Source organism: Streptomyces sp. R-74717 (assembly GCF_047305335.1).
GTDB lineage: Bacteria > Actinomycetota > Actinomycetes > Streptomycetales > Streptomycetaceae > Streptomyces > Streptomyces atratus.
This window is the reverse complement of record NZ_CP102361.1, coordinates 9,653,326-9,675,974: the sequence shown is the minus strand read 5'-3', so window position 1 is coordinate 9,675,974 and position 22,649 is coordinate 9,653,326. Positions and strand designations below refer to the sequence as shown.

The window sequence follows — 22,649 nt, the reverse complement described above, 5'->3', positions numbered from 1 at the left end:
GGGCTGGTTGTTGTGTTCGGTGCGTTTGAGGGCCCAGTTGGACATCTTGCGTTTGATGACACGGGGATTGGAGCGTAACCGCCGTGGTTCCAGGAGCCGTTGACCGATTTCAAGCAGAGTCTGTGCGAGGGCCCGCGTGAGTCGGGAGGGGGGAAAAGCCCGCCTGGGCGGTGACCTGGCGGCGGACAACGCGCACGGCGCGGGTGAAGGAGATCCGGTCCGGATCGTGTCCCTCCTGTCCTGTCGTGCGGCTTCGTGCATGAGGTCCCGCACGGCATGGTGAACGAGGAGGAACGCGAATATCTCCTGCTCGGCCCCGGCCGGGTGCTGGGAGCGCAGGACCAGACGTGGCCCGCCCAGGTGCGTCTTGATCTCGTCCAGCGTGGTCTCGATCTCCCAGCGTTCGGCGTAGAGCGCGGCAAGTTCCGCCGCCGGCGCGGTGTCCGGGTCGAGGAGGGTGGTGACCAGCCGGTAGACGGTGCCGTCCTTCCCGCGTGGGCCAAGGGTGTACTCGATGACGCGGACCCGGGCCGGGTCGGCCCGCCGGTTCTTGTCACGGGCGGCGACGATCTCCGACAGGTAGGAACCATCGGGCAGCGACTTCACCACAGGCAGCACCGCGTTGCTCTTGACCCGCCAGAGCAGGTCGGCGCCGGTTGCCGCGGCGGCCCGCCACAGGTCGAATCCGAGGAACCCGCGGTCGGCCATCAGCAGCATTCCCCGGGTCAACGACGAGAACAGGCGCCCGGCCAGCACGGTCTCGTGCACCGCCAGCGGACCGACCTCGGCAGCAAAGACCGCATGAGTGCCGCACTCGACCAGAGCCGCAACCCTGGCCTGCGGATACGCACTCCTGCCCTGCCCACGGCCGGTCCCCGGACGCCCGAAAAACCCGGCATTCGCCACCGTGTCCGGCAGATCGAACGTCGTCCCGTCCACAGCCACCAACCGCAGCCCCCGAAACCAGGCGCCCCGCGACCCCGCGACGGCCACCGGCCGGCACACCCGGGCGAACAACGCCTTCAGCACCTCCGGCCCCAGCCGCAGCCGCGCCCGCCCGATCGCTCCGCTCGTAGGCACCCGCCACCCCTTTACCCAGCGGCCCTGACGCTCCAGACCCTGCGTGAGAAGACGCCCGACCTCCTCATACCCCTGCCCCGAGAACAGGCACATCGCCAGCACGAAATACACCACCACCCGTGCCGGAAGCAGCCGCTGACGCTGCTCAACACGCCCGCACTCCGCCACCACCTCGTCCACCAGATCAGGCGTAAACGCACGCGTTAACACTCCGAGAGCGATGCGATCCGAAAACCGCTCGCCCCCGACCGACTTCACCTGTCCCGGCCTTGGCACACTCAACACAACGAACCGACACCCTCAAAGTCACCGGTATTGGGTCTAGGCGATCCAGTCGTTCGGAGAGGGCGCGGACGAGGCGGGCGCGGTTCTGGACGCAGCGCACGGTGCCCTCCAGCGTCGCGGACAGCTGGCCTTCCGCCTCACGGAGGACGACGTCGGCGAGCGGCCGGGGGCCGCTTTCCTTCGGCAGCTGGTCGGCGCGGTGCCGCACGTCGGAGGCGATGGCGCGGGCGTGGCCGGTCAGTTGGAGGGCGATCTGCTCGTAGTCGCGTACGGTGAGCGTGTCCGGGCCGGTCCACGCGAGGACGGCCTTGATGAGGCTCTCGTACGGTTCGCGGTCGAACGGGAGTTCCGCTTCGATTAGTCCGTCGGGGTCGTACAGGACCGTATGCGTGCTGGTGTGCATGGCGGGCCTCGCACCGGCGGTGTCGGCCTGCGCTTGGGCCGCTGCTGGAGCCCGCATCGCCGGCGAGGCCCGCCGGGACACCGAACTCGGCGACCTGCGTGGCCAGGTGAAGGACCTGAAACGCGAGTGGACTCAGCTCCAGGGCCACCTCGACGCCGCGGCCACCGTGATCGCCGCCCTGCACGATGAAACGCGGGCCTCTGCGAAGAACTCGCCAGGCGGGGCGCCATCGTCGCGCTCGACGAACGACGTGCCTCTCGAACCGAGACGATCGGGCGATCAGTAAGGCTGACGGGCCCGCCGCCACGCGGCACTCTCTACGAAGAAGTTGTCGAAGCGCTCTTGCGAATCCAGGACTTCCTGTGGATCGGCCGTGCCCTTGCGGACACGGTCCAGCAGCCGGAAGTAGTCGAAGCGCTCGACGCCCGGGGTGATGATGATCAGTACGTCGGCGTCCGCATCGGGTTCGGCGGCGAAAGCGTGCGGCAGTCCTGGCGGCACGAGGAGGAAGTCCCCTTCGTCCGCAGTGATCACACTGTCCCCGGCCAGCGCCTGGAGCCGGCCGCCGAGCACGAAGAAGAGCTCGGCGGATCCGGTGTGGTGGTGCGGTGAGGCTCCGTCGGTGCCCGCGGTCAGGGTCACCCGTTGGGCGCTCAGGGCCCCGCCGGTGGTGCTGGCGTCGGCAAAAAGCCGCACGGTGCTGTCAGCGCTGCCCAGCACCTCGGCCTCGGCATCCCGGACCAGAATTCCGCCCTGGACATTGGGAGTGATCAAGGACATACGCCCCTCCATTCGTAGAACCGAATCCGGCCCCGGACGCGAGCCGGGATCGAGATCGGCAGAAGTGATTCTGCATCGAATAGTACGACAGCTAACTATCAGCCGTCGAATAAGATGGAGGCGTGACCAAGGGAGACGTGACCAAACAGAGTGCGACTGCCGAGACGCGCCGGAACCCCCGAGATGCGGTCGACCAGATCCTCGACCAGTGGCACAAGGAACGGCCGGATCTGGACCTGTCGGCGATGGGGGTCTTCGGACGGCTGGGTCAGCTCTCGCTCCTCCTCACCCCCGCCCTCGAAGGAGTCTTCGCCCGACACGGCCTGCGCCGCGGCGAGTTCGACGTCCTGGCCGCGCTGCGCCGCTCCGGGCCTCCGTACACCCTGATCCCGTCCGCCCTCGCGAAGACCCTGATGCTCTCCCGTGCCGGCATGACCAACCGCCTGGACCGCCTGGAAGCGGACGGCCTGGTGGAACGCCGCCTCGATCCCACCGACCGCCGCAGCTTCCATGTCGCGCTCACCGGCCGTGGCCACAGAGTCGTCGACGCCGCGGTCACCGACCACGCCGCCAACGAATCCCGCCTCCTCTCCGCCCTCACCCCCGACGAACGCGAAACCCTCGACCACGCCCTGCGCACCCTGCTCCAGGCGATCAAGTAGGGCCGAGCGACCCCTGCGCCGACACTGTCGCCAAACACACCTCAGAGATGGGAGGGACTCCAGGGCCCCCTGCTGTTCCCGGGGCCCCGTCTCGCCGTCGACCGTGATCCGCTCACTGTGCTCGCGCGGCACCGGCCTGTCCGCACCTTCGCGCTCCACCCACTGCCGAGGTGTACTGCCCGGACTCAATCGGTCGTCACCGGCGTCGCCGACTCCCCCGCCGCGGCCCTGCGCCGCGCGCACGAGGTGTACGACGCCGCGCTCGCCGCGCACACGGCCGGACAAGCAACTGCAAGCGCACTGCAACACCCTGGAATCACGGCTTCAGGTATACGCCACCACGCTGAACCTACTGGCGCTGGAGAACGCCGCCCTCTCCGGCCGAGATGCCGACTCGGCCAAGGTTCGGGTCATGCCCGGCAAACGCAACACATGCCCTAAGTACCTTTTCTCTCGGCCGACTTGAGAGTTGGCCCCCCTCAGTCTCTGTCAGTGCTCTCGTCTAGATTCGCGGCGTGACTGAACTCGCTTACCTCGCTGCGATCCGAGAGTCGTACGACACCGTCGCCGCCGACTATGCCGCCCGCGTCGCGACCCCCGCCGAGCTTGATCCCTTGTCGCGCGCGATGCTGGCAGCATTCGCCGAAATCGTGAAGGCCTCTGATCGAGGACCAGTCGCGGATCTGGGCTGCGGCCCAGGCAAGGTGACAGCACACTTGGCCAAGCTGGGCGTGTCAGCTTTCGGTGTCGATGTGTCGCCGAAGATGATCGACCTAGCCCGAGAGGCTTATCCGGGCCTGCGGTTCACTGTGGGCTCAATGACCGAGCTGGAGCTCGACGACGACGAACTCGGCGGCATCCTGGCCTACTACTCCACCCACCACACGCCGCCTGAATTGCTCCCGGTCGTGTTCGCCGAGTTCCATCGCACTTTGGCGCCCGGTGGCCATCTGATGTTGGTCGGCCACGCGGGAAACGGCGAGCGTCGGCGTCCAACGCAGGCTTATGGAGGCCACCCAGTGACCTACGAGTCCCACCTGCTGCCACCAGCCCAGATCGCCGAAATGCTGGGGCAGACTGGACTGGCCGTCAGTGCGCAGCTGGTGGAGGAACCCGACGTAGGGGCAACGAGGACGTTCGCTACCTTCATGGCCCGCAAGCCGGAAGCGGTCTCTGAGACGTCATCCGCTTTCCGAACGTGATCGGTTGGTTCGGGGTGGGTGGGCATGAACTCCGTTCGGTGGAGGGAGAGATGGGCGTGATTCGTCTGCTCGTCTCGTTCGTGGAGGTGGCTGGTGCCGTCGGTACTCGGTTTGTTGGAGGCCCGGGAGAAGAGGGTCCGGGAAGAGATCGCGCAGTTGCGAGAGGAGGCCGAGCGGGTGCAGGCCGCGCTCGGCGACGCAGAACGCGCGCTTCAGCGGCTGGTGGATGCCCGTGCAACGGTGGCCGAGGTGCTGGCCGGGCCGCATTCCGCGGTCGCGGAGCCGACGCAGAGCGCGGTGGCGCGGTCACTGGTGCCGCGGCGGGCCGAGCGCATGGCGGTGTCGGTCCTCACAGCGGACTGCCAGCGGATTTTGGCGGTGCTGGAGTCGGAAGCGGGCCGGGAGGGCATGCGTTGCCAGCAACTGGCCGTGGCCCTGGGGATGGAGGCGGTCCCGGCGAAGGTCGAGGGGCTGCGGTCGAAGGCGAAACGTCTGGTGGAGCGGGGGTGGGCCCTCCAGGCGCGGCCCGGAGTGTTCACCGCGCTCGCGGTGCCGGCCGGCTGAAGGCACCGGGGCGGCGTCCGGCGAGGCGGCTGCTCATGAGCATGGTCATCGACCACAGCACCATCGCCTCGTGCATGGCGGGCAGCGTCTCGTAGTCACGCACCAGGCGGCGCGAGCGCATCAGCCAGCTCAGCGTTCTTTCCACCACCCACCTGCGCGGCAGCACCACGAACCCCGTCGTGCCGTCGGTGCGTCTGACGATCTGAAGGGTGAGCCGGAGCTTTTCGCGGGCCCAGTCGACCAGGCTGCCGGCATAGGCGCCGTCCGCCACACCAGGCGGATGGAGAAGTACAAATCCCGCAGCCGCTCGAGCAGCGGGACGGCGGCGTCGCGGTCCTGCACACTCGCCGCGGTCACGCACACGGCCAGGACCAGGCCGAGGCAGTCCACCGCCAGGTGCCGCTTGCGGCCGCCCACCTTCTTTCCGCCGTCCCAGCCGGATGTCGAGCGCGGGATGTTCGCCGCTGCCCGCAGCGACTGCGAGTCCACGATCGCGGCTGTCGGATCCGGCAAGCGGCCCTCCTTCTCCCGGACGAGGTCGCGCAGCCGGTCGTGGAGCTCGGCGAGCAGACCCGTCACCTGCCAGCGGCGGGCGAAAGCATGCACGCGCCGATACGGCGGGAAGTCTGCGGGCAGGTTGGCCCACTTGACTCCGTTGTCGGCCACATAGCGGACTGCGTCGATCATCTGCCGGTGGCAGTAGCCCTCCGGCCGCCCACCCCGCCCCTCCAGCCAGGCCGGAACCGGCAGCACGGCCCGGATGACCTGCCACTCCGCCTCCGTCATGTCCGAGACATAGCACCGGGTGCGGTCCGTCCGGTCTGCCGCGTTGCCGAACCTGTGCGCGAGGCAGTCACACGACAGAGACGACGCGTTGGACTCCACGCACGCGAGCGCGAAAGACTGTGGCAACAGGGCCTCTTGGTAGTTCGGGGGTGCTCGGTTCGGTTCGCACCCCCGAACTACCAAGAGGCCCTGTTGCCATGCGCCGGTTCTCACGTGATCACCCGATCAGGAACCCTGTTCGACCAGGCCACCCTCGTGATCGATAAGCGGATGGCGTCTGAGCCCCAACCCCGTTGATTCCGATCCCAGGCCGCCCAGATCAGGGCACGAGGGACTTACCTTGATGCCGTGATGAGGCGGCGCTGGTGGCCAGCGTCGACCGCCTCGTCAATGGCACGGTCATCGAGGTCGGCACCGACTCCTACCGCTTCGCCAGCACCCGAGCACGAGCCGAACAGGTTCAAGCCGACCGACGAGAAGGGGACACAAAGGCCGCCTACTGCCGGTTGAGCTCCTTCACCACTCGGTCGCGGAGAAGCTCGTACTCCTCCCGGAGCCTGCGCCACTCGGTCACAGGCGGGCGGGGAATGACGAGGCCCTCGGTGACAGTCTCCCCTGCCCAAATTGCTCGCGGGTGAGGTCGATCTCAATGCCCATGCCCAGGCGGTTCCACCAGTGATAGTCCACTTGCTCTCCGTTGACATGGACCTCCCCCGGATCAGCTCGCCTCCCAGCAGATCACTGAGAACCATGGCGGTCACCCCGCACTGGTCCCGAGCCGGGTTGTCCTTGGTCCAGCGCGATCGGAACTCAGGCGTGCACGTCTCGGCACTCCAGCTGCTGCGAACGGCTCGTTCGATGTCGGTGAGAAGCAACGGTGTCATGCCAGTGATCCTGCCGGTAAGCACTGACAGCGGCCGGGACCCCGACAGCGCTGTCGGGGACATGCAAGAAGTCACCCGGCACAGCGCAACACCTCTGTTGCACGGAGCTGTAGCTTCTTGAGTCTCTGAACAGGCACTTCACTGGGCCGGGGGCGCGGAAGCCACTCCTGAGATGGCGGCAGAAACGCGGCGATGTACGAGGGCAAGCACTCCGGCAGCATTGTCCAGGCCTGCCCCGAACACGCTCGCGTTCCGAGCCTCAACGGCCGTCGGGCCGGCCGCCCGGGCACCGCGGTACGGAGGCGAGCCGCATGACGCCGAGCCAGCTCATCGAGGGCGACTGGATTTGCGGCATCACGGTCCGTCAGCCCTGGGCGACCTGCATCCCGACGGGTGCCAAAACCGTGGAGAACCGGCCCCGCCCGTGGCGTCCGGGCTGGGTGCTGCTGCACGCGGGCAAGAGCACCGACCGAACCGCCCTGCGCACTCCGCTGGTCGCCCGCACGGTCCGCGGCCGCGGCTTGGCGTCGGGCGCCGTAATCGGCATCGCCCGGATCATCGACTGCCGCCAAGACCCGGCCGGCTCCCAGCCATGTACCGAGTGGGCACAGCCCGGACGTCCAGGAGCTCGCCCTGCCGATCCCCGCACGCGGGCAGCTCGGTCCCTGGAAGCCCGCCCCGGACCTGATCAGGCAGGTGCTCCGGCAACTGCCCGACCTGCGGCCATGACCCGCGCCCGAGGCACGAAACCGCCGTGGGGGCCGGGCCTGGTCCCGGCCCCCGGCGGTCTTCGCGACTGGCGCGACGCCCGGCACTTCGACCACCGACAGGACCACCCCTGCGTGCTGTGCGAGCAGCCCACGCCGATGCGCTCCCACTCCGGTGAGCCCGTACACAAGGCGTGCGCCGAGGACTGGATCGCCGCGAATCCCACCGAGGCCCGCCTCGGCCGGTTCACCTCCGACCCCCAGCCCAAAAGCCAACGCGACGACGACCACGCCTGAACCCCTTCCGCTGGGAGGCCCTCGTCATGAACAGCACCCCACAGCACGACACCGACCTCGCCTATCCCGAGCCGCCCGCTTCCCCGCTCTGGCACCGGCACGACCCGAAGCCCCCGCCACTCACGCCCGAGCAGCAGCGTCGCAACCGCGAGCTCCTCGCACAGGCCAGCTGAAGAGCTCCCGTCATCACCGACACCACCGAGCGCCGCCCTGGCCTTCCCGGCCGAGCGGCACGCCGGCTTCTCCCCCCTACGAGCCTGGAGGCTCCGTGACCGACGTGTTCATCGACTCCTTCGGCGCCCGCTGGATCAGGAATCTCACGCAACGGCCCACTCGTCGTCTGAGCCGCGAGCTCAGTCGGTCGCATCCACTATGGGGCGGGACCCCGCCGGGAGGTCCCGCCCCATCTTCAATGGGTCATGCGGCAATGGGCCATGCGACCGGGCTCAGAAACGGTCCGGGGCACGCTCCGGGAGCGGAGACCCGGGGAGCACGTCCCGCTTCTGGTTCTTCCGTGCCTCCGCGTTCGAGTCGGCCGTCGCCTCGCAGGTCACGTCCTTCGCCGGGAGCTTACCGGTGAGCAGGTAGTCGGTGACCGTGCCGTCCGTGCACGCGTTGCCGTTCGGGTAGACGCCATGGCCCTCGCCGCCTAGGACGGTGACCATTTTCGAGCCCTTCAGGTCGGCGTGCAGGGCCTGACCGCTGGGCAGCGGAGTCTGCGAGTCCCACTCGTTCTGGACGACCAGGGAGCCGACCTTGTTGTTCACCTTGGTTGCCGGTTCCACGGACTTGTCCCAGAATGCACAGGGCTTGATGCTGGAAGCGAAGTCACCGTAGAGCGGGTAACGGCCCTTGTCCTCGATGGCGTCCAGCCGGTAGCTCTCAGGATCGCGGGACCACGCGGCCGAGTTGTCGCCGCACACCACGGCCCAGAAGCTCGCCGTCATGTTGTCGGACGGCACCTCGGCGGCATCGGCGGCGGCGCCCGCAGTCCTGGTTCCCTCGGATCCGGCGAACGCCGCGAGCTTCTTCGCGGAGGCGGGCTCGCCGGCCGCGGCCTTCTTCAGCTCCACGACCCCCTCGGTGGCGTACTTTGGGCTGAAGACCGCCCCGCGCATACCGCTCCGGATGTCATCACCGGTGGTCGGCTGCCCCTCTACCTCGATGGGCTTCTCGTCGGCCTGCGCGACCAGGTCCCAGAAGGTCCGGTCGACCTGCTTCGGGGTGTCACCGAGGCCGTACTTCTCTGAACGCTCGGCGGCCCACTCAGTCCACCGGTCGAACGCGGGCTCGGCGCCCTCCGCCCACCACTGGATCATCCCTCGCCAGGCGCGCGCCGGATCGACCGCGCTGTCCAGCACGAACCGGTCGGCCCGGCCCGGGAAGAGCTGGGTGTAGACGGCGCCCAGGTAGGTGCCGTACGAGTAACCCACGTACGAGATCTTCTTCTCACCGAGGATCGCCCGGAGCAGATCCATGTCGCGCGCGGTGTTGCGCGTGGTGATGTGCGGGAGCGTGTCGCCCGCTTTCTCCTTGCACTTGTTCGCGACGTCGCGTGCCCAGGCGACGTCCTTGTCGAGCGTCTCCTCCTTGTACGGCCGCAGCCAGTTCTCCTCCTCCGGCTCCAGATCGCAGGAAACCGGGTTGCTCTGTCCCACACCGCGCGGGTCGAAGCCGATGAGGTCGTACTTCTGCTGTGCGGACTCGGGGAGGCTCTCCTGCATCCCCAGCGGCATGTAGAGCCCCTGTCCCCCCGGGCCGCCGGGGTTGGAGAACAGGACACCGTGCCGCTTGTCGGGCGCGGTGCTCTTGATCCGGGATATGGCTAAGTCGATCCGCTTGCCCCCGGGAACCCGGTAGTCCAGTGGAACCTTGATCGTGGCGCACTCGAACTCCGCCGGAGAGGCGGCTTCGCACCGCTTCCACTGCGGCTTCTGCTTCACATACCGGTTCAGCGCGCCCGTGGCGGCGGACGAGGAGGCGGTCGACGGGGTGGCTGCCGGAGCGGCGGTGGCCGTCGAGGTGGCGAGCGCGGGAGCCAGCGTTGCCGTGACACTCACGGCCAACAGGGGCGCGAGACGTCGTCTGCGCACGATATCGATCCTTCCGGTCGCATGTTTCGGACAGGAAAGATCTTTCAGGAACCGGCCACGCATGCGGATCCCTCGCCGGGCTGCACCTCCCCTCCACCCTGGGGATGACACAACAGTCATGGGTGGTCCCTGAGTTGTAGGGGACGGACCGCCCTCAGCGACGGGCGGTACCCGCCTCAGCGACGGGACGAACAGAGACGGTCACCAGCACGGGCTCGGTCCCGCCCGGCACGCAACGCGTCGACGAACACCTCGGTCACCCACGCGGCGACATCCGGGGACCAGTCATGGGCCCGGCAGCGGAAGACCATCCGCTGGCGCATGCCCTCGCCCAGTGCCGCACGGATCAACGAGGTGGCGAGACCGGGAACCTCCGGCGTGGCGGCAGCGGACTTCTCGACCGTCTTGACCGGCGTCATGCAACGAAAAGCGGGCACCTGCGGTGAACGTGCTTGCCGTATCTGCCCTTAGCTCGCAAGTTCGAAAGCCAGCGCCGCCGAGACGTGCTACGTGCAACCTCGGCTATCCTCGGCGCGACGCCTCCTCCAATGGCCGCATCGATCTGGGATGGGCACTGCCCACGTTTCGTCGTCACCTGGACGACGAAAGTACGTGCCCAACGCGACAGACGCAGCACATGTCGATCTACCAGGAGGTTTACTTGCCCTACCCCAGACAAGCGCGGCTGGCTACTCCTGCATGCGGGCAAGCAGATTTGACCGTCCCGCCCTACACACCCCGCTGGTCGGCCGCACGATCCGCGGCTGCGACCTGGTGACCGGCGCCGTGGTCGGCGTCGCCCGCCTCACCGACTGCCACCAGGACCCCGACGGCTCCCCGCCCTGCACGCAATGGGCACAGCCCGGCGTCTGACACCTGGTCCTCGCCGACGTCCAGGATCTCGCTCTGCCCATCCCCGCCCGCGGGCAGCTCGGTCCCTGGAAGCCGACACCGGACCTGGTCGCGCAGGTCCTCCAGCAACTGCCCCGCCTCCGGCCGTGACCCGCAAGCGCGGCAAGAAGCCGCTGTAGGAGCCGGGCCTGATCCCAGCTCCCGGCGGCTTGCTGGACTGGCGTGACAATCAGCACTTCGACCGGTGGCAGGACCGCCCCTGCGCGCTGTGCGAGCAGCCCACGCCGATGCGCTCCCACTACGGAGAGCCCGTGCACAAGACGTGCGCTGAGGACTGGATCTCCAAGCACCCCACCGAGACCCGCCTCGGGCGATTCGCCTCCGACATCCAGCCCAAGCGCCGGCGCGACGACGACCACGCCTGAACCCCTCCACCTGGAGGCCCTCGTCATAAGCAGCCCCCGCAGCACGACCCCGAATGCGCCCTGACCTACCCCGAGCCGCCCGCTCACCCGCTCTGGCACCGGCGCGGACCGAAGCCCCAGCCGCTCACCCCCGAGCAGTAGAGGCGCAACCGCGAGCTCCCGGTCCTCGCGCAGCACACCCCCGAACCCGCTCCACCGAGACCCTGGCGGAGGCCAGCTGATGAACCCCCAGACGCACCTCGCCATAGACGGCTACATCGACGCCATCCCGGCCCCCGGCACCACCTGGGGCACCGCGACGTTCGACCTGATCCACTCCCCCGCCGACGCGTGTCGGCGTACGGACATGAACGTGCTCGGTGAGGTACAGGTGGGTGAACGGGCTCTGTCGCTGATCGCAACGGCGCGTCCCAAGGCTCCGCTCACGCCGCAGTGCACCATCCCGGGGCGGAGGCCCGGTCGCGGCAGGCGAGGTCGCGGCTGATGCCGCGCAGAGAATCGGTAAGCGGATGTCTTCTGAGGCGGGGCGGCCTACGGCCCCGCCGTCCTGGCTCAGCAGCCGGGCAGCCGCCGACGGACTCCTCGGCCGCCAACTCATCTCAACCGGGGGACCGAGGCGTCCCCACGTGCGGGTTCTCATGGCACAACGTGCACGATCACGAACAAGTCGCCCGCTTCTCCGCCGTTCTTGCCCGGTGCTCCTCGTCCGCGGAGCCGGACTCGCTGTCCGGCCCGGACACCGGCAGGGAACCTCACCTGCATCGTTTTCGCATTCTCGGCCCGGCCGGTTCCGGAGCAGTTCTGGCAGGGGTCGTTGGCTTTCAGGCCCCGCCCTCCGCATTCCGCGCACTGCTCGCGGTGATCGTTGGCCTGCGTGATCCGTCCCGTTCCCACACACTCCGAGCAGACCCGCGGGATCCCGCTCGCCCAGCCTGTTGCGTGACACGGACGGCAAGGACCGTGGGTGGCCATATGCAAAGGCACTACTGCCCCCTGGTCTGCCTCCGCTTGGCTGAGCGTCACCTCCGACTCAATGTCCACCCCGCGTACAGGCTTGTCCTGCTGGCCGCCCCGGCTGAAGAGCTTCTTGAAGGGGTTGCCGCGGCCTGAGGCTTCTTTGAGGTCGACTTCTTGCCATGCTCCGGTTCCAAAGAAGGCCTCAAATATGTCCCGGTCGAGCTTTGCTTTGGTCTGGCTGCTCTTCGGCACCCGGACTGGCGTGTCCCTGATCCGGCGGAGGTCTTGTGCGACGGAACCCGCGCTGTTCGGGCGGTCGTCGGCAGCTTTGGCCAGCAGCCTGGCGACGAGCGTGTCCAGCTCCGGTGGCGCATCAGGACGCAGTGTGCTCAGCACCGGAGGCTGCTCGTGCAGATGCCGGTGCATGAGCTGCCAAGGGCTGCCGTCGAACGGCCGCTTTCCCGAGCACATCTCAAAGAGCACACAGCCCAACGCGTAGAGGTCCGACCGGTGGTCCAGCGTGCCGGAGAAGCACTCAGGCGCCATGTAGGCGGGGGTGCCGATGAGCGCACCGGCGGTTGTGATGTCGTGCGGTGCGGTGTTGCCCTTGGCGATGCCGAAGTCCACGACCTTCGCCGTGCCCGATAGAAGCATGATGTTGGACGGCTTGACGTCCCGGTGCACCAACCCGGCCTGGTGAGCGGCGTGGAGGGCGTCAGCGACGCAGGCGGCGACGCAGGGCCTTCGGCAGTCCCAGCGGGCCTGTCTCCAGCTCGGCGCTGAGCGGCCGACCGTGGAGCAACTCCATCACCAGGAACGCGATCGGGCGTCCCTCCGACTGCGTGGTGCCGAAGTCATGGACGGTGACGATGTGGGGATGTGCCAACCCTCCAGCAACGGAGGCTTCACGAGCGAAGCGTGCGACGTGCTGGCTGCTTTCCCCCCACGCACCAAGGAGGATCTTGACCGCCACCAGGCGGTCCACCCGCGGATCGTGGGCCTTCCAAACCTCTCCGAACCCACCTTCCCCTAGCTGCTCGATGAGCCGGTACCGACCGTCGAGCACCTCCCCCGAGCGCACAACTCCCCCTCTCTGCACTGCGTCCTGTGCGACAAACAACGCGTCACCGGCGTCATGCCCACGGTTGGTCACGGTACGCCTATCTTCTACGGCAGTGAAGTTCCCCCACGATCACGGACAGCGAATGTTTACGCTGCGTGGGTGAGATCTTGGGCCGCCAGGGCCCTGGTCTCGATCGGGGTGACGTAGCCGTAGATTGGATGCTTGCGCAGACGGGTTCGGTTGTACTCGACCTCGATAAAGCGGAAGACGTCCGCGCGAGCAGCCTCGTGGGACTCCCAGACGGTGGTCCCGATCTCCGCTTTCAGTAAACCGAAAAAGCTTTCGGCTGCGGCGCTATCGTAACATGACCCGGTTCGTCCCATGCTCTGGCTCAGCTTCAACTCCCTTATCAGCTTGCGGTATTCACTCGACGTGTACTCCGATCCGCGATCCGAGTGTGCGATGCAGTCCTTCCTCAGGGCGCTGCGGCCGGCGGCCATCTTCAGGGCGTCGACAACAAGTTCGGCGCGATGGTGGTCGGCCATCGCGTACCCGATGACTTCGCGGGTCGCCAGGTCGATGACCGTCGCCAGATGCCACCAACCGGCGAGTGTGGGCAGATATGTGATGTCCTAGACCAGCTTCGTGCCGGGCTCGGCGGCGGTGAAGTCCCTCCCGACCAGGTCCGGCGACGGGGCCGCCTTGGTGTCGGCCTTGGTCAGGCTGCGGCGCTTGCGGCGGGTGATCCCGCGGATGTCGCGCTCCCGCATGATCCGCTCGACCTTCTTCCGATTGATCCGCCTGCCCCCGCGTCGCAGTTTCGCGGTCACCCGCGGGGCCCCGTAAGCCCCACGGGAATCGGCGTGGATCTGCCGGATCTCCCCGGCGAGCTCGTCCTCGGCCGCCTGGCGCACCTCGGCGGCGGGCCGCGCGGCAAGCCAGACGTAATACGCCGATCGCGCCACCTTCAACGCCCGGCACAGCAGACTCACGCCGTAGCCGCCGGGATTGTCCTCGGATGCCTTCTCCGCGTCGATGAACCGGTAGCGCGCGGCTACTTCGTCTTCTGCTGCGCGAAGAAGGCGGTCGCTTTTCCCAGCACCTCGATCGTCTGTTCCTGCTCGCGGACCTTGCGTCGCAGCCGGACCAGTTCCTCCCGCTCAGCGGTGGTCAACACCCCGGCCGGCCCCTCGCCCCGATCGATCCCGGCCTGCCTGACCCAGCCCCGCAGGCCCTCGGAACTCACCCCGAGCTCTCGCGCGACCTCCGTCACCGTCCGCCCGGAGGAACGGACGAGATCGACGGCGTCCTTCTTGAACTCCGCCGTGTACCGCTTGCTCGTGTTGCTCTTCTTACTCACTACCTGGACTGCTTCCTCCGGGACCCATACGTCCCAGTATCAAGCTGTCCTGACATCGGGGGGAACTTCAGCAGACGTCCGAAGGGATCGACACGATCGCCGTTAGCCCGGCCCGGGACAGTCCGGAAACACGGATGGGAGCGGCCTCTGGAACGAGGCCGCCCCGGACCTCGGGCCCTACAGTGACGTCGGTTCTCAGGACCTGTGTTGTGGTCTGGGGAGCCGACGTTGTCGTACGGGTGGGTGTCGATGCCTATGCAGCCGGTGGGATGGGGGGAGATTACGGCGGAGACGCGGGTGGCGCGGGCCTCACTCCCCAAGGGGAGCCCGGCGATCCGCGTCCAGGGTGAGCTGGGTCCGTTGTTCAGCGACGACGAGGGCACTCGCCTGCCTGCATGGCGAGCATTGAGGAAATTTCATCCTGATTTCGCTGGTCACGGGCCTGGTGTGAGCTTGTAGTGGGGTACTCGTGCTGGCCAGGACATGATCGGCAGAGGGAGATCGTCTGTCACCTCTGCACTTCGCTGTTCGCCAGGACGAGTAGGGCCCGCAGGAGGGTGGTCGCGTGGCGGGTGTTCATACGGACCTTGCTGAGGAATCGCCAGGTCTTCAGGTTTGCGAAGCCGTGCTCGACGGCGGCGCGTTCATGGCTGAGCAGGCGGTTGGCCTCCTTCTCGGCGTCGGTGAGCCGGTGGTTGCGGGTGGCCTTGCGGCCGGTGATGATCACCGGGTTGTCAGGGTCGTCGTCCAGGCCGACGAAGCCGAGGTCGGCCAGGGCCCCGAGTTTGGCCTCGCGGAGATGCTCGGTGAGCTTGCTGTGGCGGGCGGTGGTGATCTCGCTGGACCGCCCGGGCTTGGCCGCGGAGATCCAGATCAGGTTGCCCTTCTCGTCGGTGAGCGCAAGAAACAGCAGGCCATGGGACTTGTGTTTCCCGCTGTAGTTCTTGCGGTTCTCTGTCCCGGTGCGGCGGCGGGTGCGCACGAGAGTGCCGTCCAGCAGGACGACCACCCCGCCATCGTCGGCGATCTTCTTCAGGGCCCGGTCCAGGCGCGGGGCGCGGGCAGAGAGCAGGCCGATCACTTCGATCACCCATCGGCGCACGGTCGAGGCGGAGACGTCGTTGCCGCCGGCCATGTCCAGAAGGCGCTGGTCATGACGGAGAACGGCGAGCACGATGATCGCTTGGGTTCCCGGGGTGACCTTGCGCCAGCGGGTGCCCAGCCTCTTGCGCTGCTTGCGTATCAGGTCGGCGACGAGGTCGATGGTCGACTTCGACACCGGAAGGCGAACCTGGTAGACAGCATCCTGAGAGCCCTCGGCGGGCTGGTTGTTCTTCACAAAACACGCCAACTCCCGCCGGGGGCCCTCGCGTTGTGGCAGGAATCGGCCACTTTGCGGCCGGATGCCGGGCTGGTGTCAGCGCGGTCCGTAGCGGCCTGACGGGGTGCGGTGCAGCCAGCCCCGGTCCGCGAGCCGCCTCAGCTTGCCCCGCATCGCCTCGGTCTGCGCGGGCAGCACGCCCAGCCCCAGCTTCTCGCACACCTCTCGGGTCTTGACCGGCCCGTCGGACGCACCCGCGACCACCTGCACAATCCGCTGATAGTCGGCGGGCAGCACCTCTTCGCTCATCCCCTCGACGCGGTGCGGCACGAGCAGCATCCCGCCGGCTCCCGACGCTTGCGTCGCCGGCGGATCCGGCTCCACCGGATCGGGCTCCACCACCGGATCGTCCCGCCTGCCGCCGTCCGTCGCCTCGGCGTACTGGCCGAACACCACCTCCGCGGCCTCCAGCCGGGCCACCTCGACATCGATCTCGGCGAGCTCCTTACGCAGCCGCTCGGCGCGGTCGGCCAGCAGGACCCGCCGTTCCACCGTCCATGTCAGTACATCCACCATGAACTTCCCCTCCCCGGGCCGGATCTTCCTGCCGGACCCTACGAGGAGACAACCGCCCGTACGGCGACTTCCGCGAACGAGGCCCGTGGCAATCGATCACCTGCTACCGATCATGTTCCAGACCAGCCCGAGTACCCCGCCATCGACTCACGCCAGCCCCGTGACCTGCGAAATCAGGATGGAAATTGATCATTGGGTGGACGTCAAGTATCCCACCGCTGCCCAGATCGTGGCCGCCCGAACTGATCAAGGTGTCGATCTGCAGCGGGCCGCACCCGCAGCACCCACCTCGCAGCACTTCGCCCCGCCGGACAGATCCAGCGGGGCGAAGGAGCCGGGCCCGGAATTCGCCAGCAGCATCCGGGACGGGAACGGGCCACACCATGTGGGGTGTGTCGCCTGTGAAGTTACGGTTCCGGGTCCAGGGGGATCTGCAGGGTGACAAGCGCGCCACCGCGATCGACGGTCACGGGGTAGGTGGCTCCGGACCGCTTGCCGCTCAGGACGTTGTCGAGGTCGTTGACGGTGGGCGTGAGGATTCCGGCGACCTCGACGATGCGGTCACCGGGCAGCAGGCCGGCCGCAGCAGTGTTGGTGCCCGGGTCGACGGAGAGTACGCGCACGCCACCACCGGAGGGGCTGGTGTTGCGGAGGTTGGCCGCGATGATGCCCTGGATGCCGGGGGTGATGTGCACGGTGAGCGGCTGTGTCACGCCGTCCACGGTGAAGGTGCCACTGAAGGTTCCCCCGGCCAGGGGAGCGTCGATGTCTGCGACGACGTGGACGGTCCACGGCCGGATGAAGTCATAGGTGCCAGCCGTGAGCTGAGCCGTGGCGGACTTGCCGTCAGGCGCGATACTCACCGGGCACCCCATCCCGCTGCACCGCAGGTCCAGTCCGACGATGCGGGTGTAGGGCGGCGCCTGGATGGTGATGGTGCTGGGCCCGGGGTGCCGCTGACCGTCCGGGGGATAGCTGACGGTCCCGGCAGGCCCGCCGGCGTCCAGGGAGGGGATGTTCTGCTGCGGCGGTAGGGATTTGAGCTGGCTCGGCGCGGATACCGCGGCCGATGCGGCGAATGCGCTGGCAGGCGCAACCGCTGCGGCCGTGAGCATTGCGGTGCCCAGAGCAACAGCACTGCATAGCCGGGCGAATCTACGGATCATCAGGGGCCCTTCGTGAATCGACGACGCCACAACCGTCCCAGCCACGCCCCAGGCATACGCACAAAATGCAACCAAACCACCCAATGGGCCCATCAGTCTTCCACGCAGCTTCTCGCCGCCGGTGCGCGCGGTGGCCATTACACGAAGTGCAGAGAAGCCCCGGGCGTCCTCGCCCGGGGCTTCGTGCTGGCGGCTGTAGGTGACCGCTCCCGGCGGATGCCCCCTTGGGGTGTCAGCAGGTAGGGCTGGTGGGCTCCCACATCGGCCAGCAGGTCGACCTTCACCCGTGCGCCGGACGGCTGGCAGAAGCCTTGATGGACGCCGATCGCGCGGCGCCACTCACCGATGCCCATGGACGCACGGTGCAGCGAGGACCAGTGCCCCCGCCGCGTTCTGTGCGTTCGGTCGCCAGCCAGATCAGACGATGAGCCTGAACTGCTGGTTGACCGCGCCCCCGCACTCGTACTGGACGATCGGGACGCCGTCCACCTCGCTCCGACCCTTCACATCGAGACACTTACCGGCGAAGGTCCGGATCTCGTACTCGCCGCTGCCGACCTGCACGAGATCGAACTGCTGGTTGGCCGCGCCCCCGCACTCGTACTGAATGACCGGGACGCCGTCCACCTCGCTCCGACCCTTCACATCGAGACACTTACCGGCGAAGGTCCGGACCTCGTACCCGCCGTCAGCCTCAACGATCCTGAATCGCTGGTTTGCCGCGCCACCGCACTCGTACTGAATGACCGGGGCGCCATCCACCTCGCTCCGACCCTTCACATCGAGACACTTGCCGGCGAAGGTCCGGACCTCGTACCCGCCCTGGGAGAGGACCGCACCCGACGCGCCTGCGGTGGACGCCGTGCCCGCAACGGATACCGTGAGAACCAAAACCGTCAGGACGCGTCGCCCAGCCGCCGTAACAAAACCCATGAAATAGCCTTCCTGTGACCAAACCTTGAATTACGCAGCGTTAACACCTGTTTTCGGTCTTTGTAATTGGCACAGGCAGTACGTCACGCGAACGTGTACCAAGAGGCGATCCCGAGTGCGCGCAAACCCCGGAGGCGCGCGCTCATGGCCCGCTGCCACAGAACAGCTGGTGCCAGACAGCACTGAGCCCCCGCCCGCTGGTGGCCCGGACCGCGACGCCGTCACGGACCTGCTGCACTACTTGGCTGAACTTTCCGCTTTGGGCGACGAACTGGCCAACCGCGCGCGGCAGTGCCGCCGGCTCATCGCGGAGCACGCCTCGGGATGATTTGACGGACTGTGCACTGACTTCCCCTCCCGTTCCTTGCCCTACTGCTCTTCGGCACGGGCGCGGAGGCGGAGGCGGCGGCGGGCAAGGATCCCGTTGGGGCGGGCCGGGCTCCCGGAAGCGATTGTCTGTGATGCCAGTTCACGGCGGGTGTGTTCGCAGGCCGGGCACAGGCCGCGTTCAGCGGGGCGGTACCCGTCCGGGCCCACGGAGCTGGGCTCGATATCGGTCTGGCAGGACGGGCACTCCCATGTGGCTTCCCACCGGGCCAGTTTCTCGCGCCGTCGCTGGTCCTCCACGGCCCAGGCCGCTTCCTGTTCCTGGCGGCGTCGGTCCTCGCGGGCGTCGTACCCTGTCGTCGCCCACGAAGGTGAGCGGGGCCGCCAGGTACTCGGCCGGATAGTTGGCCTTGAGGTAGGTGGTCCAGTACGAGACCAGCCCGTAGCCGGCAGTATGGGAGAGGACGGCGCCGTCGGGGCGCGGCGGTCGCCGGTGAGGGCGTAGCGGCGGACAGCGAGGCCGTGGTCGAGGGTTTCACCGATCTCGTCGCAGAGCAGGGCGAGGCGGTCGGCGGCCTGGTGGTCGGAGAGGTAGGCGGGGGCGACTTCGAGCATCAGCTCACCGATGGCTAGGGCGCTGACGGCAAGCAAGGGGGCGAGGCGGCGGGCGATCAGGTCCGCGACCTGTTCGGCGCAGCCGGAGACGGCCAGAAGCACCCGCTGGGACAGGCCGAAGTCGAGCGCGGCCGCCGTGTCGGTGTCTCGCATGCAAGACACTGGGTCCGCGGCGATAACGGCGTCGCCGACGATGCCGGCCGCGCGGGAGACCTCGATCAGGCGGTACGCCTGGGCGCGGCTGATACCGAACTCGGCCTCGGCATACGCCGCCCAGGAGCCCGTAGCCGAGAGCAAACCCGACGCGCGCCTCGTGCGCGGTACGGACGCGCTCGGCGAGGCTGGTGACCGAGCGTCCACACCCGACGCCCATGGGCGGTCCAACCCCCTACGAATGGCTCGACCATCCCGTTCCAGGAACGTAAGGACAATTGCAGCACTCAGTCACCTTCTTCTGTGACTGAGCATTTGATTTGGCGAGTTGAGCACGGGGCGGACAGCGCGTACGGCAGCACAAGATCGTCCAGCCGGCAGGCGTGGGACCACACTGGCCCTGCCTCAACCCTCTGTTGTCGCCCCAGCAGGTGAGGAAACGGAGTGTCCCGCAGGGGCACGCCCGCGGTCCAAGCGTTTTGCGCTGCCGGGATCGCGTCAGCCGGAGGGTTCGATTCCCCAGGCGGCGGCTCGGGCGGCGGCGGCCGCGCGGTTGGGGAGGTCGAGCTTGGCGAGGATGTGCTCGACGTGGGTCCCTACGGTGCGCGGCGTGATGTACAGCCGCTCGGCGATCTCCCGGTTGGTGCGGCCGGCGGTCAGTTCGGCCAGCACCTGGAGCTCCCGTGGCGAGAGTCCGCCAGGCCGCCGCGCGTCCGTGGCGGGGTCGGCCGCGGCGATCTCCTCGGGCGGCGTGCCTGCGCGGGGGTCGACGGCCGCGGCGAGGGCCTCGGTGAGCAGGGTGACCACGGCGCGCGCCGGATCGGGCGCGTGCCGCGGTCGGCGGGTGCTGACGTTCAGCATGCCGACGTACCGGCCGTCGGCGGCGAACAGGCACTGGGCCACGCCGTCCTCGATGCCGAGGGGAGACAGCACCTCCTGGAAGCCCGGGGATGCCGCCAGGAGCTGGCCGGGGACGTCCCTGAACCAGAGACCGCCTCGGGCCGGGCTGCGGAGCACGGGGAACACCGGGTCGTGGTGGAGGCGTGTCTCGATGTAGGCCGTGGCGTCGTCCGGGTAGCTCCCGGCCAGGGTGGTGTGTCGCCGGCGCAGCGGATCCCATCGGGCCAGGGAGGCGTGGTCGTACTCCATCACCTCCGACAGCGCCGCCAGGACCGTGTCGACGCCGGTCGCGCCGCTCGTGGCACTCCTGGCGGCCTCACGGACGTGGACGGCCGCGCCCAGGATGTCTGCCGTGCTCCGCTCCGCTGCCATCATCCAAGGATGATCATGTACCCGGAGTACGTCAATCGCGAAGGGTGTCGTGCACGACCTGCCCGTCCACGACGGTGAGGACGACGGGCATCTCCGGGATGTCGTGGGGGTCGGCGGTGAGCAGGTCCCCGTCGAGCACGCAGAGATCGGCGACCTTGCCCGGCTCCAGGGAGCCCTTCCAGTCGTCGGCGAAGTCCTGCCAGGCCGCGTCGATCGTGTACGTACGGATCGCCTCGGCCAGACCGATGCGCTGCTCGGGGCCGCTGACCCGGCCTGTGGCCTTGGACTCGCGCAGGATCATGGTGGCGACGCCCTGGCGCCAGTCCGGGTACGTGACAGGGGCGTCGGACCCGCTCGCGACCCGTACTCCGGCGTCGATGGCATCGCGGTAGGGCCATGCGTACGCGGCCCGTTCAGCTCCGACGAAGTCCTCCTCCATGTCGGCGACGGTCCACTTGATGGTGGGGTTCATGTTGACGCCGAAGCCGTGCGCGGCCAGCACCTTCATGCTGTGCTCGGTGAGGAGGTCGCCGTGGATGACATAGTGGCGGGCGTCGGGCCGCGGGTGCTCGGCCACGGCAGCGGCGAAGGCGTCCGCGACGGTGTCGATGGCCCGGTCGCCGGTGACGTGGACGCCCAGCTGGTGCCCGGCGGCGTGGGCATGCCGGATGATGGCGTCGATCTCGGCGATCCGCTCGGCGTCGGTCTCGCCGCCGACGCACAGGGAGCCGCAGCCGCCGCCGACGTACGGCTCGTGCATCCAGGACGTCTTGTTGGGGACGATGCCGTCGGCGAAGATCTTGACCCCGTGGATCGCGATGCGGCGAGGATCGGCGTCGCCGGACTCGCCGAGGGCGGTGAGGGTGCGGGCGAACTCCTCGACGGTGCTGGCCATACCGGTGGGCAGAAGCAGGACGCCGAGGCGGGCGGTCAGTTCGCCGTCGGCCAGCAGCCGGCGGTAGACGTCGAGAGTTTCCGCACCGAGCGCGCCCCGCATGATGCCGTCGCCGCCGGGGCCGAGTCCGGGCTCGGTGTAGCTGGTGATGCCGAGCCGGGCGAGTGTGGCGAGGTTCGACCTGATCGCGTCGGTCCGCTCCTGCCAGCTGAGCGGCGGCAGCGCGTTCTGGGTGAGGGCCTGGGCCCCCTCGTGGAGCAGCCCGGTCGGCTCCCCGTCTTCGTCCACGACGATGGCCCCGCCGGGCGGCGCGACGGTGTGCCGGTCGATCCCGATGAGCTCCAGTGCCTTGGAGTTGACCCAGGTGGCGTGCCCGGAGAAGGAGTACAGGACGACGGGGTGGTCCGGGCTCACGGCGGCGAGGTCGCGCCGCGAGGGCAGTCGCGACGGATCGGAGACGCACTCGTCGAGGTAACCGGTGTCCCAGCCGTGCCCCGTGATCCACTGCCCGCCCGGAACCCGCCCGACGGCCTCCCGTACCGCCTCGGCCACGTCCGCGAGGGAGGACACGGCGGGATGGCTGAGGTCGAGGGAGAGCGGCGGCGTCGACATGCCGAAGGCGCATCCGTGCAGATGGGAATCGTTGATACCGGGAAGCAGCGTCGCCCCCCGCAGGTCGACGACGCGGGTGTCGGGTCCGACGAGCGGCGCGACGTCGTCTTGCCCGCCGACGGCACTGATGACCCCACCGGTCACCGCCAGGGCCGAGGCGACGGAGAACTCCGCATCGACCGTGACCACCCGCCCGCCGAGAAACACCAGATCCGCATACGTGTCCACTGAAGGGTCCTTTCGAATACCGGGCGCACCACGGCCACCCGCGAACGATCTCCCGACGACTATGGCCACGCCCCCACCCCTCGCACATCGGTCATCCCACCGATACGCGCTCTCGCAGTGGCAGGCTGACGCCTCGTGCTCGGGATCGCGT

The 22,649-nt window shown here is 68.4% G+C and carries 26 protein-coding genes and 6 pseudogenes; 12 read left to right on the top strand and 20 right to left on the bottom strand.

Annotated features, from left to right (window positions below; all coding sequences use genetic code 11):
- Positions 1-109: 109 nt before the first annotated feature.
- Both NRF20_RS43985 and NRF20_RS43980 read right to left on the bottom strand, forming a co-directional pair.
- Positions 110-1,365, bottom strand: a pseudogene (locus tag NRF20_RS43985) (IS4 family transposase).
- The gene (locus NRF20_RS43980) at positions 1,265-1,768 is read right to left on the bottom strand and encodes a DUF6415 family natural product biosynthesis protein (RefSeq protein WP_413754362.1); all 504 of its coding nucleotides are present in this window, start codon (positions 1,766-1,768) and stop codon (positions 1,265-1,267) included. The pseudogene NRF20_RS43985 and the gene NRF20_RS43980 overlap by 101 nt, the downstream one beginning before the upstream one ends.
- Between NRF20_RS43980 and NRF20_RS43975 the strand changes: the two genes are divergently transcribed.
- Positions 1,767-2,054, top strand: coding sequence for a hypothetical protein (locus tag NRF20_RS43975; protein WP_398634910.1), 288 nt, complete (start codon positions 1,767-1,769; stop codon positions 2,052-2,054). The two genes, NRF20_RS43980 and NRF20_RS43975, sit on opposite strands and share 2 nt — an antisense overlap.
- Here NRF20_RS43975 and NRF20_RS43970 read toward each other — a convergent pair.
- Positions 2,048-2,548, bottom strand: coding sequence for a cupin domain-containing protein (locus tag NRF20_RS43970; RefSeq protein WP_398634909.1), 501 nt, complete (start codon positions 2,546-2,548; stop codon positions 2,048-2,050). The genes NRF20_RS43975 and NRF20_RS43970 overlap by 7 nt on opposite strands.
- A gap of 122 nt (positions 2,549-2,670) precedes the next feature.
- Here NRF20_RS43970 and NRF20_RS43965 point away from each other — a divergent pair, with 122 nt between their 5' ends.
- The 3 genes from NRF20_RS43965 (at position 2,671) to NRF20_RS43955 (ending at position 4,976) form a co-directional block, all read left to right on the top strand.
- Positions 2,671-3,210 (top strand): MarR family winged helix-turn-helix transcriptional regulator, encoded by a 540-nt coding sequence (locus NRF20_RS43965; RefSeq protein ID WP_398634908.1) that lies wholly within the window; start codon positions 2,671-2,673, stop codon positions 3,208-3,210.
- Between the two features lie 515 nt (positions 3,211-3,725).
- The gene (locus NRF20_RS43960; RefSeq protein ID WP_398634907.1) at positions 3,726-4,412 is read left to right on the top strand and encodes a class I SAM-dependent methyltransferase; all 687 of its coding nucleotides are present in this window, start codon (positions 3,726-3,728) and stop codon (positions 4,410-4,412) included.
- 93 nt (positions 4,413-4,505) lie between these two features.
- Positions 4,506-4,976: a hypothetical protein gene (locus NRF20_RS43955; protein WP_398634906.1), complete on the top strand. Its 471-nt coding sequence runs from the start codon at positions 4,506-4,508 to the stop codon at positions 4,974-4,976.
- Here NRF20_RS43955 and NRF20_RS43950 read toward each other — a convergent pair.
- Positions 4,948-5,762, bottom strand: a pseudogene (locus NRF20_RS43950) (IS5 family transposase). The gene NRF20_RS43955 and the pseudogene NRF20_RS43950 sit on opposite strands and share 29 nt — an antisense overlap.
- A 368-nt stretch (positions 5,763-6,130) precedes the next feature.
- Here NRF20_RS43950 and NRF20_RS43945 point away from each other — a divergent pair.
- Positions 6,131-6,229 (top strand): annotated as a pseudogene (locus tag NRF20_RS43945) (AAA family ATPase); the annotation flags it as partial.
- Positions 6,230-6,258: 29 nt separating this feature from the next.
- On the opposite strand, the pseudogene NRF20_RS43940 reads toward NRF20_RS43945, so the two are convergent.
- A pseudogene (locus NRF20_RS43940) lies at positions 6,259-6,646 on the bottom strand (hypothetical protein).
- A 311-nt stretch (positions 6,647-6,957) separates the two neighbouring features.
- On the opposite strand from NRF20_RS43940, the pseudogene NRF20_RS43935 reads away from it, so the two are divergent.
- The 3 genes and pseudogenes from NRF20_RS43935 to NRF20_RS43925 all read left to right on the top strand — a co-directional run bounded on the left by NRF20_RS43935 (position 6,958) and on the right by NRF20_RS43925 (position 7,823).
- Positions 6,958-7,375, top strand: a pseudogene (locus tag NRF20_RS43935) (hypothetical protein).
- Positions 7,372-7,650, top strand: a complete 279-nt coding sequence (locus tag NRF20_RS43930) for a hypothetical protein (protein ID WP_398634905.1) — start codon at positions 7,372-7,374, stop codon at positions 7,648-7,650. The pseudogene NRF20_RS43935 and the gene NRF20_RS43930 overlap by 4 nt, the downstream one beginning before the upstream one ends.
- Positions 7,651-7,676: 26 nt before the next feature.
- Complete coding sequence (locus NRF20_RS43925) at positions 7,677-7,823, top strand: hypothetical protein (RefSeq protein ID WP_398634904.1); 147 nt, start codon at positions 7,677-7,679, stop codon at positions 7,821-7,823.
- A 273-nt stretch (positions 7,824-8,096) separates the two neighbouring features.
- Here NRF20_RS43925 and NRF20_RS43920 read toward each other — a convergent pair whose 3' ends face one another.
- Both NRF20_RS43920 and NRF20_RS43915 read right to left on the bottom strand, forming a co-directional pair.
- Positions 8,097-9,743 (bottom strand): alpha/beta hydrolase, encoded by a 1,647-nt coding sequence (locus NRF20_RS43920; protein WP_398634903.1) that lies wholly within the window; start codon positions 9,741-9,743, stop codon positions 8,097-8,099.
- Positions 9,744-9,919: 176 nt separating this feature from the next.
- Positions 9,920-10,162: a hypothetical protein gene (locus tag NRF20_RS43915; protein ID WP_398634902.1), complete on the bottom strand. Its 243-nt coding sequence runs from the start codon at positions 10,160-10,162 to the stop codon at positions 9,920-9,922.
- A gap of 261 nt (positions 10,163-10,423) precedes the next feature.
- On the opposite strand from NRF20_RS43915, the pseudogene NRF20_RS43910 reads away from it, so the two are divergent.
- The 3 genes and pseudogenes from NRF20_RS43910 to NRF20_RS43900 form a co-directional block, all read left to right on the top strand.
- Positions 10,424-10,745 (top strand): annotated as a pseudogene (locus tag NRF20_RS43910) (hypothetical protein); the annotation flags it as partial.
- A 59-nt stretch (positions 10,746-10,804) separates the two neighbouring features.
- Entirely contained in the window at positions 10,805-11,020 is a 216-nt protein-coding gene (locus NRF20_RS43905; RefSeq protein ID WP_398634901.1) for a hypothetical protein, read from the top strand.
- A gap of 220 nt (positions 11,021-11,240) precedes the next feature.
- Positions 11,241-11,504: a hypothetical protein gene (locus NRF20_RS43900; RefSeq protein ID WP_398634900.1), complete on the top strand. Its 264-nt coding sequence runs from the start codon at positions 11,241-11,243 to the stop codon at positions 11,502-11,504.
- A gap of 152 nt (positions 11,505-11,656) precedes the next feature.
- Here NRF20_RS43900 and NRF20_RS43895 read toward each other — a convergent pair whose 3' ends face one another.
- From NRF20_RS43895 to NRF20_RS43850, 10 genes are all read right to left on the bottom strand, one after another.
- Complete coding sequence (locus tag NRF20_RS43895; protein ID WP_398634899.1) at positions 11,657-12,661, bottom strand: protein kinase domain-containing protein; 1,005 nt, start codon at positions 12,659-12,661, stop codon at positions 11,657-11,659.
- A 31-nt stretch (positions 12,662-12,692) separates the two neighbouring features.
- On the bottom strand, positions 12,693-13,043 hold the full coding sequence (locus NRF20_RS43890; RefSeq protein WP_398634915.1) for a protein kinase domain-containing protein: 351 nt from the start codon (positions 13,041-13,043) through the stop codon (positions 12,693-12,695).
- 143 nt (positions 13,044-13,186) lie between these two features.
- A complete protein-coding gene (locus tag NRF20_RS43885; RefSeq protein ID WP_413754688.1) occupies positions 13,187-13,660 on the bottom strand; it encodes a DDE-type integrase/transposase/recombinase in 474 nt (157 codons plus the stop codon).
- Positions 13,661-13,672: 12 nt separating this feature from the next.
- Positions 13,673-14,032, bottom strand: a complete 360-nt coding sequence (locus tag NRF20_RS43880) for an IS3 family transposase (RefSeq protein WP_413754290.1) — start codon at positions 14,030-14,032, stop codon at positions 13,673-13,675.
- Between the two features lie 62 nt (positions 14,033-14,094).
- Positions 14,095-14,400: a transposase gene (locus NRF20_RS43875; RefSeq protein WP_331737113.1), complete on the bottom strand. Its 306-nt coding sequence runs from the start codon at positions 14,398-14,400 to the stop codon at positions 14,095-14,097.
- Positions 14,401-14,908: 508 nt separating this feature from the next.
- Positions 14,909-15,739: a transposase family protein gene (locus tag NRF20_RS43870; RefSeq protein WP_413754361.1), complete on the bottom strand. Its 831-nt coding sequence runs from the start codon at positions 15,737-15,739 to the stop codon at positions 14,909-14,911.
- Positions 15,740-15,817: 78 nt separating this feature from the next.
- Positions 15,818-16,297: a hypothetical protein gene (locus tag NRF20_RS43865; RefSeq protein ID WP_413751749.1), complete on the bottom strand. Its 480-nt coding sequence runs from the start codon at positions 16,295-16,297 to the stop codon at positions 15,818-15,820.
- Positions 16,298-16,704: 407 nt separating this feature from the next.
- Positions 16,705-17,601 carry a PDZ domain-containing protein gene (locus tag NRF20_RS43860; protein WP_413754360.1) on the bottom strand — a complete coding sequence of 299 codons (897 nt, stop codon included), beginning with the start codon at positions 17,599-17,601 and terminating at the stop codon, positions 16,705-16,707.
- On the bottom strand, positions 17,601-17,816 hold the full coding sequence (locus NRF20_RS43855) for a hypothetical protein (protein WP_413754359.1): 216 nt from the start codon (positions 17,814-17,816) through the stop codon (positions 17,601-17,603). Before NRF20_RS43855 ends, NRF20_RS43860 begins: the two co-directional genes overlap by 1 nt.
- A gap of 64 nt (positions 17,817-17,880) precedes the next feature.
- The gene (locus NRF20_RS43850; protein WP_413754358.1) at positions 17,881-18,354 is read right to left on the bottom strand and encodes an RICIN domain-containing protein; all 474 of its coding nucleotides are present in this window, start codon (positions 18,352-18,354) and stop codon (positions 17,881-17,883) included.
- A gap of 211 nt (positions 18,355-18,565) precedes the next feature.
- Here NRF20_RS43850 and NRF20_RS43845 point away from each other — a divergent pair, with 211 nt between their 5' ends.
- Complete coding sequence (locus NRF20_RS43845) at positions 18,566-18,724, top strand: hypothetical protein (RefSeq protein ID WP_413754357.1); 159 nt, start codon at positions 18,566-18,568, stop codon at positions 18,722-18,724.
- 41 nt (positions 18,725-18,765) lie between these two features.
- Here NRF20_RS43845 and NRF20_RS43840 read toward each other — a convergent pair whose 3' ends face one another.
- From NRF20_RS43840 to NRF20_RS43830, 3 genes are all read right to left on the bottom strand, one after another.
- Entirely contained in the window at positions 18,766-19,635 is an 870-nt protein-coding gene (locus NRF20_RS43840) for a hypothetical protein (protein ID WP_413754356.1), read from the bottom strand.
- Between the two features lie 354 nt (positions 19,636-19,989).
- A complete protein-coding gene (locus NRF20_RS43835) occupies positions 19,990-20,766 on the bottom strand; it encodes a LuxR C-terminal-related transcriptional regulator (RefSeq protein WP_413754355.1) in 777 nt (258 codons plus the stop codon).
- A gap of 28 nt (positions 20,767-20,794) precedes the next feature.
- Positions 20,795-22,498 (bottom strand): amidohydrolase, encoded by a 1,704-nt coding sequence (locus tag NRF20_RS43830; protein ID WP_413754354.1) that lies wholly within the window; start codon positions 22,496-22,498, stop codon positions 20,795-20,797.
- Positions 22,499-22,649: the final 151 nt, after the last annotated feature.

Bases quoted from the DNA above. Each gene is read 5' to 3' on its own strand.
- NRF20_RS43980 (WP_413754362.1), bottom strand. From the start codon at position 1,768: ATGCACACCAGCACGCATACGGTCCTGTACGACCCCGACGGACTAATC.
- NRF20_RS43915 (WP_398634902.1), bottom strand. From the start codon at position 10,162: ATGACGCCGGTCAAGACGGTCGAGAAGTCCGCTGCCGCCACGCCGGAG.
- NRF20_RS43930 (WP_398634905.1), top strand. From the start codon at position 7,372: ATGACCCGCGCCCGAGGCACGAAACCGCCGTGGGGGCCGGGCCTGGTC.
- NRF20_RS43925 (WP_398634904.1), top strand. From the start codon at position 7,677: ATGAACAGCACCCCACAGCACGACACCGACCTCGCCTATCCCGAGCCG.
- NRF20_RS43835 (WP_413754355.1), bottom strand. From the start codon at position 20,766: ATGATGGCAGCGGAGCGGAGCACGGCAGACATCCTGGGCGCGGCCGTC.
- NRF20_RS43900 (WP_398634900.1), top strand. From the start codon at position 11,241: ATGAACCCCCAGACGCACCTCGCCATAGACGGCTACATCGACGCCATC.
- NRF20_RS43970 (WP_398634909.1), bottom strand. From the start codon at position 2,548: ATGTCCTTGATCACTCCCAATGTCCAGGGCGGAATTCTGGTCCGGGAT.
- NRF20_RS43865 (WP_413751749.1), bottom strand. From the start codon at position 16,297: ATGGTGGATGTACTGACATGGACGGTGGAACGGCGGGTCCTGCTGGCC.
- NRF20_RS43855 (WP_413754359.1), bottom strand. From the start codon at position 17,816: ATGGGCATCGGTGAGTGGCGCCGCGCGATCGGCGTCCATCAAGGCTTC.
- NRF20_RS43975 (WP_398634910.1), top strand. From the start codon at position 1,767: ATGGCGGGCCTCGCACCGGCGGTGTCGGCCTGCGCTTGGGCCGCTGCT.
- NRF20_RS43860 (WP_413754360.1), bottom strand. From the start codon at position 17,601: ATGGCCACCGCGCGCACCGGCGGCGAGAAGCTGCGTGGAAGACTGATG.